Annotated in this window: 13 protein-coding genes; all 13 read left to right on the top strand. The window is 30.4% G+C overall.

Translation table 11 applies throughout. The features are described from left to right. Complete coding sequence (locus Q0807_RS04215) at positions 1–1083, top strand: bifunctional 3-deoxy-7-phosphoheptulonate synthase/chorismate mutase type II (RefSeq protein ID WP_299106743.1); 1083 nt, start codon at positions 1–3, stop codon at positions 1081–1083. Positions 1084–1233: 150 nt separating this feature from the next. After that, the gene (locus Q0807_RS04210; RefSeq protein WP_299106741.1) at positions 1234–1473 is read left to right on the top strand and encodes a carboxypeptidase-like regulatory domain-containing protein; all 240 of its coding nucleotides are present in this window, start codon (positions 1234–1236) and stop codon (positions 1471–1473) included. A gap of 53 nt (positions 1474–1526) precedes the next feature. Further along, positions 1527–1859 carry a T9SS type A sorting domain-containing protein gene (locus tag Q0807_RS04205; RefSeq protein WP_299106739.1) on the top strand — a complete coding sequence of 111 codons (333 nt, stop codon included), beginning with the start codon at positions 1527–1529 and terminating at the stop codon, positions 1857–1859. A gap of 148 nt (positions 1860–2007) precedes the next feature. Beyond that, the gene (locus tag Q0807_RS04200) at positions 2008–3360 is read left to right on the top strand and encodes a M48 family metalloprotease (protein ID WP_299106736.1); all 1353 of its coding nucleotides are present in this window, start codon (positions 2008–2010) and stop codon (positions 3358–3360) included. Positions 3361–3384: 24 nt separating this feature from the next. Beyond that, the gene (locus tag Q0807_RS04195) at positions 3385–4914 is read left to right on the top strand and encodes a DUF6770 family protein (RefSeq protein ID WP_299106733.1); all 1530 of its coding nucleotides are present in this window, start codon (positions 3385–3387) and stop codon (positions 4912–4914) included. A gap of 82 nt (positions 4915–4996) precedes the next feature. Next, complete coding sequence (gene rsgA, locus Q0807_RS04190; RefSeq protein WP_299106988.1) at positions 4997–5947, top strand: ribosome small subunit-dependent GTPase A; 951 nt, start codon at positions 4997–4999, stop codon at positions 5945–5947. Beyond that, complete coding sequence (gene dtd / locus Q0807_RS04185) at positions 5944–6396, top strand: D-aminoacyl-tRNA deacylase (RefSeq protein WP_299106731.1); 453 nt, start codon at positions 5944–5946, stop codon at positions 6394–6396. The genes rsgA and dtd overlap by 4 nt, the downstream gene beginning before the upstream one ends. Continuing rightward, positions 6396–6914 carry a metal-dependent hydrolase gene (locus Q0807_RS04180; protein ID WP_299106729.1) on the top strand — a complete coding sequence of 173 codons (519 nt, stop codon included), beginning with the start codon at positions 6396–6398 and terminating at the stop codon, positions 6912–6914. Before dtd ends, Q0807_RS04180 begins: the two co-directional genes overlap by 1 nt. Before the next feature lie 131 nt (positions 6915–7045). Continuing rightward, positions 7046–8953, top strand: a complete 1908-nt coding sequence (locus Q0807_RS04175) for a DUF3857 domain-containing protein (protein WP_299106727.1) — start codon at positions 7046–7048, stop codon at positions 8951–8953. 48 nt (positions 8954–9001) lie between these two features. Further along, the gene (locus Q0807_RS04170; RefSeq protein ID WP_299106725.1) at positions 9002–11038 is read left to right on the top strand and encodes a hypothetical protein; all 2037 of its coding nucleotides are present in this window, start codon (positions 9002–9004) and stop codon (positions 11036–11038) included. Between the two features lie 2 nt (positions 11039–11040). After that, a complete protein-coding gene (locus tag Q0807_RS04165) occupies positions 11041–11367 on the top strand; it encodes a nucleotide pyrophosphohydrolase (protein ID WP_299106723.1) in 327 nt (108 codons plus the stop codon). Between the two features lie 15 nt (positions 11368–11382). After that, entirely contained in the window at positions 11383–11736 is a 354-nt protein-coding gene (locus Q0807_RS04160) for a hypothetical protein (protein WP_299106720.1), read from the top strand. Positions 11737–11883: 147 nt separating this feature from the next. Next, on the top strand, positions 11884–13110 hold the full coding sequence (locus Q0807_RS04155; RefSeq protein WP_299106717.1) for a 3-phosphoshikimate 1-carboxyvinyltransferase: 1227 nt from the start codon (positions 11884–11886) through the stop codon (positions 13108–13110). Positions 13111–13123 lie beyond the last annotated feature (13 nt).

Here is a 13123-nt window from a genome sequence, read left to right as displayed (position 1 = left end):
ATGGAAAACAAAAAAGAAATGAGAACATGGTTGGATGATATGAATCTAGATCATCCATTAGTAATAGCAGGACCATGCAGCGCGGAAACGGAAGAGCAAGTATTAAAAATAGCACACGAGCTAAAGGATACTGATGTTAATTATTTTAGAGCAGGTATTTGGAAGCCAAGAACAAGACCAGGGAATTTTGAAGGTGTTGGTGCATTAGGTTTAAAGTGGTTGCAGAAAGTAAAGGCAGAAACAGGTATGAAAACTTGTACTGAAGTTGCAAATGCTGCGCATGTAAAGTTAGCTTTAGAAAATGATGTAGATTTATTATGGATTGGTGCACGTTCTACTGTTAGTCCATTTATAATGCAAGAAATTGCAGATGCTTTACAAGGAACTGATAAAATTGTATTGGTTAAAAATCCTGTAAACCCAGATTTATCTTTATGGTTAGGTGGTATTGAAAGATTATATTCTGCAGGTATTAAAAATTTAGGTGCAATTCACAGAGGATTCTCTACATATGAGAAATCTAAATATAGAAATATACCAGAATGGCAAATAGCTATTGAGTTTCAGAATAAGTTTCCTGATTTACCTTTAATTAACGACCCTTCGCATATTACAGGTAATAGAGATATGATTTTTGATGTATCTCAAACGGCATTAGATCTTAATTTTGATGGTCTAATGATTGAAACACATTTTGACCCAGAGAATGCATGGAGTGATGCTGCACAGCAAGTTACACCAAGTGCTCTAGTGCAGATCATGACCGATTTAAAAATTAGAAAAGAAACAGACTCTGAGGCAGCATATAATTCTGAATTGAATAATTTAAGAGCTCAGATTGATGTTGTAGATAATCAAATTCTAGATTTATTAGGCAAACGAATGAAAGTTGCTGATGGAATAGGAGGACTTAAGAAGCAAAAGAATGTTGCTGTTTTACAAAGCAAACGTTGGAATGAGATTTTAGGTAAAATGGTATTAGAAGGTGAAGAAAGAGGTTTAAGTGAAGAGTTTATTTTACGTATGTTTAAAGCTGTTCATCAAGAATCTATTAATCGTCAAGAACAGATTATTAATGGTTAAGTAGAATTAGTATTTTATTTAAAGGCTCGCAATTTGCGAGCCTTTTTTACTTGGAGCGTTTACTAAGCGAAATGCCGTCTTTACTCATTATTGATTTTTAGAAATGAATTTTCATGATAAGTTTGGTGTATTAACCAAAACCAATCACTCATGAAAAAAATGACTCTATTTAGTATTGCCGTTTGTTTTACTTTAATTACAACGGCTCAAATTTCTGTATCTGGTGTTGTAATAAATGATTCCATTCCGTTAGAATCTGCAAGTGTTATTATTAAAAATTCTTTAAAAGGAGTAGCAACCAACAACAAAGGTGAGTTTAAACTTGAAGCCAAAAAAGGTGATACGTTATCGGTTTCATATTTAGGTTATAACCTCAAGAGTTTGTTATAAATAAAACGGAAAAAATTGAGATTAAGCTTAAAGAAGATACTTTAAATGAAGTTGTGGTTGTAGCTTATAGTGGTCATCGCTGTTGGACAACAGGTTGTGGAATTTGTATAACTTATGAAAGATATTGGGAAACTAATTTAGAGAATAACAAACTCTTCCCAAATCCATCTTTAAACGGCATTTTTCAATTAAAATTAGTTGAAGATTATGACGAGGTAAAAATCGCGATAGCAAATATGTCTGGGCGAATTATTCAAAATTCAAAATTTCAAAAATTTGGAAGTAAAATAGATATAGATTTATCAGAATATTCTGCAGGGATTTACATTGTGAATATTATTGCAGATAGTAAACCGTTGGAAGCTATTAAAGCTGTAAGAAGTTAAATGAAATTGATAAACCTTGATTGTTTAGTGTTTAATCAGAAAGTAGTTAAATTAATGCAGATAATTTTAGAAGCAGTATTAGTTCTCAAATATTCTTTGTTGGTAACATAAATAAGCTATTTTTGAATTAACACGAAATTACTTGTTAATGAAATCTAAATATTTTCTGCTATTATTGTTTTTAGTGGTTTTTCAATTTACAAAGGCTCAAACAGTTGTTAATGAGTATGTACCTGAGGATCTTGACGAAATAGAACGTTATCTTAAGAGAATTAATTCAAATTACACTAACCGAATAAGTGGTCCTTTTTCTTCAAAAGTGAAGAAAGTATTTAAAGATAGAGATGAAAAAGTCTTAAAATCTATAAAGGATAGTAGTTATGTGTTTATTCCAGAAATCAAGGCGCATTTAGATCTTATCCTTTCTAATATTTACACTGCTAATCCAGAAATAGATACTTCAGATTTTAGCTTTTTAATTAATAATTCCATGCTGCCTAATGCTGCTTGTTATGGAGATGGTATGTTTCAAATAAATTTGGGATTATTTACAACACTAGAATCAGATGATGAGTTAGCATTTGTAATTTGTCATGAGATAGCGCATAAATATTTAGACCATTCTTTAAAAAATGTTTCAAATGTAATTGCAACAATCAACTCTAAAGAGACAAAAAAGAAAGTAAGAAAAATAAAAAGACAGAAATACGGACAAACAAGAGCTGCATTATCTGTTATAGATGATTTAAGCATCGATATTTTAGACCATTCTAAAGAGGTTGAAGCCGAAGCTGATTCTTTAGGATTTGTGTTTTTTTCTAAAACTAAATATTATAAGTCTAAAGCAATGAGCTCTTTAAGTAAGTTAAAGGCTGTTGATGATATGGTATTACATCACAATGTGAATATTGATAGTGTTTTTAATTTTGAATCTTACCCTTTTAAAAAATATTGGTTAAAGGAAACAGTTTCACTTTTTGATTCGGACGAAAAAATTAATGAATTTAAACTTTCATCAGACACATTAAAAACGCATCCAGAAATTGAGTTTAGAATAAATAAACTAAGAGAAGATTTTAGCATCAAAGACGAAATGGTTACCGGTTCGAGGACTGAAATCAATGAAATTAAAAAGGTTGCGAACCCTCAAAGTATAAAAAGTGCTATTGATTTAAAGTTATTAGACTTGGCAATTTATCAGTTAATTGAAAAGTATCAAAGCCACAAAATATCATCAGATTATTATTGTAGCACAATGGCAAAAGTTTTAAAGTCAATCTATGAGGCTAAGAAACGTCATCAATTGGGTAAATATGTTCCCCCTAAAAATAATTTTTCTGATGAAAAGCAATTAAATACAATTAGGTTGTTTCTCCATAATTTAGAACTTAACGAAACAAAAAAGATAGGGCTTGCGTTTTGTGAATTCCATAAGGATGATATGGAAAACTATGAAACAATGCGAACTACCCATGAATTTTTTAAATCAATTAATCAATAATTATTAATCTTTAACAATTACAATATGAAAAACATCTTAGGACTAGCATTTTTATGTCTCTTTAGTATTGCTATATCTGCTCAGCAGAAAGCGCTAAATGAGATTACATCTTTTAAAATTAAAAACTCAGGACCTTTAATGGATAAAAATAACGACGTGGATGGTTATTATTTTTATTACCAAGTAGATAAACTTAAAAAAGGAAAAAGAGAGTATGCAATTAAGATGTTAGACAATAACTTAAATGATATTGCAACAAAATCTTATATCGATGATAAAAATACAGTACTTGCAAATAGTAAATTTAACAATCAACAGTTAATGTTTGCAATGGTTAATGTTAAAGAGAGACAGTACAAATTAGTTTCTTTTGATCGACAAGGAAATCAAGGTAAAGATATTGTGATACCTGTAAATAAGAAAGAGTTAAAATGGTTGTCTTATATGGTAAAGTCAGGAAGTTTTAACTTGTTATTACCTGTAGATAATAAGGGTTTTTTATTCAACTATGTGCGCGACAACAAAAAAATCGGTTATGGTTTAAAGTATATTCCAACAGATGGAGGTACAGCGTGGGATTTTAATTCTCCAGATGAGATAAAGGAAATTATGTCAATTAACCCAATTGAGGTTAATGAAGAAGTAGTTGTTGCTATTGAGACCTCTAAGAAGTCTTTAATGAGCCAAACACTTAAATTTAAAGTTTTAGTTATTGATATTAAAACAGGGAAATTGTTATTTGAAAAGGAGTACGATAGAGAGAATAATCCAAGATTAATTACAAATGCTTTTTTAACTGATGATAAGGAATTGGTTTTGTTAGGTGAATATTTTGAAAAAGGAGATAATGTTATTAAAGCTAAAAGCGAAGGGATTTTTGCGGAAGTAACTACCTTAGATGGAAAAACAATTTCTGATAGTAAAGTAAGCTGGGAAAATGAGATTGATAAAATGATGCCTGCGGATTCTGACGGAAAGAAAAAGAGAGGTTATGTTTATTTTCATGATATTATCCGTACTCAAACAGGGTCTTATTATTGTGTAGGTGAGCGTTTTAGAAAAACAGCAAGTGGTATGGGAATAGCAGCTGCTGCACTTGGAGGAGGAGGTTCTGTTACACAACTAACAATTACAGATGCCGTAATTTTTGAATTTGATAGTAGCTTTAAACTAAAAGATATTACAAATTATAAAAAAGGAAAATCTAGAGCACCGAGTTTAACAGATTTTGGTAGCCCTCAACTTAATGCGCATGCATTAAAATCTTATGGTGCTTTTGATTATGAATTCACTCAAATTGATACGGATAGAGATCGTTTCTATGCTACTTTTATTGATTATGAGAGATTGAAAGGTGAAAAAAATAAACTAGCGTTTAAATCAATAATGTATAATGAAGGCACATTATCTGAGGATAAAATTTATCTGCAAAGATCAAAAGGTAAAATTAGTTATAGAGTTTTACCTGCAAAATTGGGTCATGTAATGTTATTAGAATATAATAGAAAAGAAAAAACTTTAGATATTCATTTAGAAAAATTAAATATCGAATAATTTTTATACAACAAAAAAAAGGCTACCAATTGGTAGCCTTTTTTTGTTGTATTACACACTAATAATGACCATCTTTGTAGTAATGACAGGAACAGTATATAAATCTACAGGCAGTTGGTACACGGTAAAAACCTTGAACGGTAAATTCTATGAATGTAGAATTAAAGGACGTTTTAGGTTGCAAGGTATTAAGAGTACTAACCCAATTGCTGTTGGTGATATAGTAGAGTTTGAGCTAGAAACAAAGAATAATACTGAAACAGGTGTAATACATCGCATTGAAGAGCGTAAAAATTATATCGTTCGTAAATCGGTTAATCTCTCGAAGCAAACACATATTATCGCTTCAAATATTGATCAGGTATTTTTGTTGGTCACTATTGATAATCCTCCCACATTCACCACATTTATAGATCGATTTTTGGTGACTTCAGAAGCTTATGGGATTAAAGCTGTTTTGTTATTTAATAAGGTCGATTCTTACGATGAAGAAACTATGTTTGAGGTGAAATATCTCGCAAGTATTTATCGTGATATTGGTTATGAATGTGTTGGTATATCTGCAACAACAGGTAAAAATATTGATAAAGTAAAAGCTTTAATGATTGGTAAGGTGAGTATGTTTGCTGGTCATTCTGGTGTTGGAAAATCTACTTTAGTCAATGCCATTGAGCCTTCATTAGACTTAAAAACAAAAGCCATTTCCACACAACATAGTCAAGGGCAACATACTACAACCTTTGCTGAGATGTTCGATTTAAGTTTTGATGCTAAAATTATAGATACACCTGGTATTAAAGGTTTTGGTGTTGTAGATATGGAAAAGGAAGAAGTTGGTGATTATTTCCCTGAATTTTTCGCACTAAAACAAGACTGTAAGTTTAATAATTGTATTCATTTAAACGAACCAAAATGTGCAGTTAAAGATGCTTTAGAAGCTGATGAGGTTTCTTACTCTAGATATAAGAGTTATGTTCAGATTTTAGAAGGCGAAGATGAACACTATAGGACTGATAATTACGATAACGAATGAAAATTGTAATACAAAGAGTGTCTGAAGCTTCTGTTGTGATTAATAACTCTGAAGTTGCTTCTATAAAAAATGGTCTTCTTATACTGCTAGGTATTATTAATGAAGACTCACAAGAAGATATTGATTGGTTATGCAATAAAATAGTCAATCTTCGTATTTTTCCTGATAAAAATGGTGTTATGAATACCTCATTAAAAGCTTCTGGTGGTGATGTAATTTTGGTAAGTCAATTTACGCTTCATGCAAGTACAAAAAAAGGAAATCGTCCAAGTTATATAAAAGCAGCAAAACCAGATGTTGCAATTCCTTTATATGAAAAATTTATAGATACACTTCAAAATGTATTACAAAAGCCAATTCAAACTGGTGATTTTGGAGCAGATATGAAAGTGAGTTTACTCAACGATGGTCCTGTAACCATCATTATCGATTCTAAAAATAAAGACTAATGGCTTCAATTTTTGGTCATGGTTTTGTGGCATATACAGTTGCAAAAGTTATAGATTCAAAGTCTAATAAATTACTTTTATTTTTAGCTATTGGTTCTGCTATGTTGCCAGACTTAGATGTGTTAGCTTTTAAGTTAGGAATAACTTACGAGCATCCATTTGGTCATAGAGGATTTACCCATTCTATTATATTCGCTATACTTTGGAGTTTGTTATTAGCCTTTGCTTTTGGTAAATCGAGAAAACTGATATTTACAATAGTCTTATTTTTAGCCACTATTTCTCATGGACTTTTAGATGCTATGACTACTGGAGGGAAAGGTGTTGGTTTTTTTATTCCTATAGATAACTCAAGATATTTCTTTCCATTTAGACCTGTAAAAGTATCTCCAATTGGTATTAAAGAATTTTTTTCAGAGTGGGGAATTAATGTTATCCTTAGCGAACTTCAATATATTGGCATACCATGTTTAATTGTATTGGTTGTACTTTCCGTTTGGAAAAAAGGAAGTTCATAAAGATTATATCTCATAATCAGTGCTGTAGATTATAGAAAAGATGTTACTCGTAGGAATTTTATGATAAAAATCATTTGCAGAAATAAATTTACTTTTTATATTGTAGCACCTAACCAATTACATTCTACATTATGCCTCAATTAAAGCTTACGCTTGTTTCCTTTTTTTTATTTGTTTCAGTTTTTAGTTTTTCGCAATCAGATGATGTTTATTCAGCATTTTTGGTTCCTATAGAGTTAAAAGAAAAGGCCAATGCTGTTGTTAGATTTCAGAAGCAAACAGTTGAAATTTTAAGTCTAGATAAGATTAAAGTTACTAATAAACGAATTACGACGGTATACAATAAAAGTGGAAAACGACATGTTAATGCTGTTGCCTATTATGATGGGACTAGAGATATTCAGGAAATGCAGGCTCTTATTTATGATGAGTTTGGAGAGGAAATTAAAAAAGTAAAGAAGAGAGATTTTGTAGATGTAAGTGCCGTTAGTGATTTTTCAATTTACGAAGATGATCGCGTTAAATATCTAGATCATATTCCTTTAAAGTATCCATATACTGTAGAGTATACTTCCGAAATTGTATATAACAGCACTGCCTTTTTTCCAAATTGGTACCCTATTGATGGGTATTATGTGGGTATTCAGCATTCTGATTACGAGATTATTAATACAGCTGGAATTGAACTAAAAACCAAAAAAGAAAATTTTGGCAATTACAATATTAAAGAAATATCTGAATACCATTTTGTAGCGGATAATATAGAAGGTATAAAATATGAAGCTTATACACCAGATTTTCAGAATATGATTCCGCATTATAAAGTCGCACTCAAAAAATTTGAAATGGTTGGTGTAGAAGGTATCAATAATGATTGGAATGATTTTGGTAAGTGGATGTATGATGAATTATTGACAGGTACAGATTTCATTCCCGAAGAAACAAAAAGCCATGTAAAGCAGCTTACAGCAGGAGTAGATGATAAAATAGAACGTGCTAAAATCGTTTACAAGTATATGCAAGATAAAACGCGTTATATAAGTATACAGGTTGGTATTGGTGGCTGGAAACCTATGCTTGCTAACGATGTCGATAAATTAGGGTATGCAGATTGTAAAGGTTTAACTAACTACACAAAAGCATTGTTAGAAGCTGTAGATGTACCTTCGTATTACACTTTGGTTTATGGCGGACGAAGCCTTAGAGATATTGATAGTGAGTTTTCTTCGACACAAGGAAATCATGCTATTTTATGTGTGCCAAATGAAGGAGGAAATATTTTTTTAGAGTGCACAAGCCAAACCAATCCTTTTGGATTTACTGCTGGTTTCACAGATGACAGAAAGGTTTTGTTGGTAAAGCCTGAAGGCGGTGAAATTGTGCACACAAAGATTTATGGTGCGGATGATAGTGTCCAAAAAACTACAGCCAATATACAAATGGACGCTACCGGAAGTTTTACAGCAGATGTGAGTATTGAAACTACAGGATTTCAATACAGTATTCATGAAGGCATTGAAATTAAAACAGAAAGAGATCAGCAATTATATTACAAAGATTATTGGGATAATATCAATAATTTAACAATTGATAATATTAAAATTGAAAATAATAAGGATGAGGTTCTTTATAGTGAGAACGTTAAATTGTCTTCAGTTAATTATGCTTCAAAAAGTGGAACACGATTGATTTTTCAACCAAATATATTTAATAAAGTTACTAACATTCCGCCAAGATACACAAGTCGTAAATTAGAGTTTAAAATTGATCGCGCTTTTAAAGATACAGACGAGTTTATTATTCAACTTCCTGAAGGCTTAAAAGTTGAAGCTATGACAGATTCAAAAGAAGTAAAAACCAAATTTGGTAGTTATAAATTTAAACTTGAAGCTTTAGAGGACAATAAATTAAAATACACAAGGACTTACATTTTGTTAAAAGGAAATTATCCTAAAGAAGATTACAAAGCGTTTAGAACTTTTAGAAAACAAATAGTAAAACACGATAAATCTAAAATTATTTTAGTCAAAAATTTATAATTTCTACGATATAAATCAATCAAATTATCAATAAATAAAAACTCATTAATGAAACATTTTTTAATTATTATTTTATCAATTATCACTTTAAACTCAATAAATTGTCAAGATTATAAGTTTGGGGAGATTTCAAAACTAGAGTTGCAAGAAAAATATTACCCAATGGACTCAGCAGCTAATGCGGCAATCTTATATAGAAATGAGAATATTAGTTTTGAGTTTAGTCAAAATAATGGTTTTACTCAGTTAAAGGAAATCATTATGAAAATAAAAATTTATAATAAAGAAGGGCTTGATTGGGCAAACGAAAAAATAATTTTATACCAAGGCAGGTCAGGAAATAATATAAGTATAAAGGGTATTAAAGGCTATACTTATAATTTAGAAGAGGGAAAAATTAAAAAAGACAAATTGAAGAATGAAGGAATCTTCACAGAGAAAGCAACGAATTTATATTCTATCAGTTCTTTTACTCTTCCTAATGTTAAAGCAGGTTCTATTGTAGAATATAGGTATGTTATTAGGTCGCCATTTATTCAAATAGATGATGTAGAACTTCAATTTAGTATTCCTGTTAAAAAACTTGATGTAAATATTTTTACACCACAATTTTACAATTATAAAAAGCTTTTAAATCCTAAGGCTTTTTATACGCCTAGTTATATTGAGAAAAAGATATATAAGACTATTTCTATGACTCAAAGAGTTTCAAATAATTCTCCAAAATCTGGTGTTAACCAGTTAGGGAATGGCTCAACAATATCAAAAAATAAAATTACATATTTTGATAACAAAATAGTTTTGTCAGAAGAAAATATACCATCATTAAGAGCTGAGTCATTTGCAGGAAGTATTAATAATTATAAAGCCAAATTAAGTTTAGAATTGGAAGCTAAATTATCAATAGAAGGTTATTTAGAAAAGTCTTATGCGACAAGCTGGGAAAAAGTAGCAAAAACTATTTATGAGAGCCCTGATTTTGGAGGTCAGTTAGGTGATTTTAGTATTTATAAAGATGATTTAGAAGCTATATTAGCTGGTGTGACTGATGATTTTGAAAAAGCCTTTTTAGTTGAAAATTTTGTGAAATCTAGAGTCAAGTGGAATGGTTCCTATGGTAAATATGCTCAAAAAGGAATTAGATTGGCATATAAAGAACATGACGGAAATGTTGCTGATATTAACTTAATGGTAGTATCAATGTTACGTTCTCAGGGTGTTAATGCAAATCCGGTGATATTAAGTACTAGAAATAATGGAACTCCTCTATTTCCAACACGAGAAGGATTTAACTATGTAATTTGTAGTGTGGAAAACGATGGTGAAATGTTGTTAATTGATGCAACAGAACAGTATAGTACTAATAATGTTTTACCAAAACGTGTGTTAAATTGGCAAGGAAGATTAATAGAAAATGAAAAAGTATCTCGATGGATTAACATGAAGCCAAGTAAAAATTCTGTAGAATCCACTATGCTTAACGTTACCATTGATGATGATTTTACGGTTTCGGGGAAAGTAGTAAAACATCTCACAAACTACATCGCTTATTCTTATAGAAACAAGTATGCTTCAATGACAAATGAAGATCACATAAAATCGTTAGAAAAAGATAAAGGTGCTATAGAAATAAATGAGTTAAGTATAGATAATGTGAAAAATGCTACGCATCCAATTAAGGTGAGTTACGAATATGAATTATCGGATGGTATTGAAGAAGTAGGAGATAAAATTTATTTTTCTCCAATGTTATTTTTTGCAACTAAAGAAAATCCATTTAAACTAGAAGAGCGTCAATATCCTATAGATTTTGTAATTCCTTATTCTGAAAAGTATATGGTAAATATAAAATTACCAGAAGGTTATACTGTAGAATCATTACCGAATTCTGAAGGGTTAGAGTTTAAAGATGCAAATGTAAAGTTTACTTATCTAATTCAACAAAATGGTGATTTTTTACAATTAAAAGCACAATTAGATATTGTTAATCCGTTAATTTTACCAAAAGATTATAAGGATTTTAAAGCTTTTTACAGTAAAATTGTAGAGAAACAAGCCGAACAAATTGTATTAAACAAAGTCTAATTATGTATATTAAAAACGCACAAAAAGAAGTTGACAACTGGATAAATGAACATGGTGTTCGTTATTTTAACGAACTTACCAATATGGCTCAATTAACGGAAGAAGTAGGTGAGGTTGCTCGTATAATTGCAAGACGTTATGGAGAACAAAGCGAAAAAGAGAGCGATAAAGATAAAGACTTAGGAGAAGAACTCTCTGATGTTATGTTTGTAGTGTTGTGCTTAGCAAACCAAACAGGAATAGACTTACAAGATGCTTTTGATAAAAAGATGAATAAAAAGACAAAACGAGATCATAACCGTCATCATAATAATGAGAAGCTAAAGTAATAATTTTCAAACACTATGGTGTTATTCTATGTATTAGGTAGTATTGTTTTTATTGCTTTAACTGGTTATTTTTTTCTTTTTAAAGACAGGTTTAAGGATAAAGAGAACTTGGAAAAACATTGGCGACAATTCTTAAAAGCAAAATCTTTAAATGATATAAAAGGAATTGATATTTACGGAACTCAATTAATTTATAATAAATTTCTTCTTGCTAACCAATTAGAGGAAATAATTAGCGTTGTAAATTCGAAAATTTTAGATTTTCCAGAATTGAAAAAATTAAAAGAAGCTACATTTAATAAAAATCTGCATTACAATCGTACGTTGCTATATCCGGGAAGTAGTGGTGGAAAGAAGCAGAGTTGGTAATTAGAATATAATCTTGATTCTCAACCTTTTTAATTTATGCCTTCTTAAATTCCTAACTATATTTCTTTACACTTTTACTATCTTGGCGTTTTATTAGAAAATTCAAGTGAATTTCTCGGCAACACTTTTATACGTAAACACCTTTTTATGGACATTAGTATCCAATTATCAAAGTTAAAAAATCATCAAAGCGTTCAAATTACAGGTTCAAAAAGTGAATCTAATCGTTTGCTATTACTGCAAGCTTTGTATCCGCAAATTGAAATAGAAAATGTGTCTAATTCAGATGATTCTGTTTTGATGCAAAAAGCCTTAGCATCTAAAGATTCGCTAATTGATATTCATCATGCTGGTACGGCAATGCGATTTCTTACGGCTTATTTTTCAATTCAAAACGAAAGGGAAATAACAATTACGGGTTCTTCACGCATGAAAGAACGACCAATTAAAATTTTGGTTGATGCCTTAAGAACCTTAGGAGCAGACATATCATATTTAGAAAATGATGGTTTTCCACCATTAAAAATATCAGGTAAAAAGCTAACGGTTAGTAAAGTGAATCTACAAGCCAATGTAAGTAGTCAATATATCTCAGCATTAATACTTATTGCTTCAAAATTAGAAAATGGCTTAGAGTTAACCTTAGAAGGGACTATAACATCTATACCTTATATAAAGATGACCTTAAGTTTATTAGACTCTATAGGTATAGAGACAAGTTTTGTTGGTAATGTTATCACTGTAAAACCGATAACAAAAAATATAGAAAAACAAACACTTGTTGTGGAGTCAGATTGGTCCTCAGCATCTTATTTCTATAGCTTAATTGCTTTAAGTGAGGTTGGTACTGAAATTTCTATTTCGTCTTATAAAGAAGAAAGTTTACAAGGTGATTCGGTTTTAGCAACCATTTATAAAAGTTTTGGTGTAAATACTAGCTTTTCAAATCAAAAAATAACACTTAAGAAGACAGATTTTATATACTCAAAATCTTTGGTTGAATTAGATTTAAAGAATGCACCGGATATTGCCCAAACTATTGCAGTGACAGCATTTGGTTTAGGTTTAGAATGTTATATGATTGGTTTGCATACCCTAAAAATTAAAGAAACGGATCGGTTGGTAGCCTTAAAAACCGAATTAGAAAAGTTGGGAGCGAACGTAATTATTACAGAGGCAACATTGCACCTTGAATCATCAAAAAATATAAATACTGATATAACAATTGCAACTTATAACGATCATAGAATGGCAATGGCTTTTGCGCCTTTGGGTTTAAAAACGCCAATTAAAATTGAAAATGCTGATGTTGTCAGTAAATCTTATCCACAATTCTGGGAAGATTTTAAAGCCATTGGGTTTCATTTAAAATAGAAAAGTTTAGCTT

It is taken from the genome of uncultured Winogradskyella sp. (assembly GCF_947495255.1).
In the GTDB taxonomy this organism is placed as follows: domain Bacteria; phylum Bacteroidota; class Bacteroidia; order Flavobacteriales; family Flavobacteriaceae; genus Winogradskyella.
This window is presented reverse-complemented; position numbering and strand designations above follow the sequence as displayed.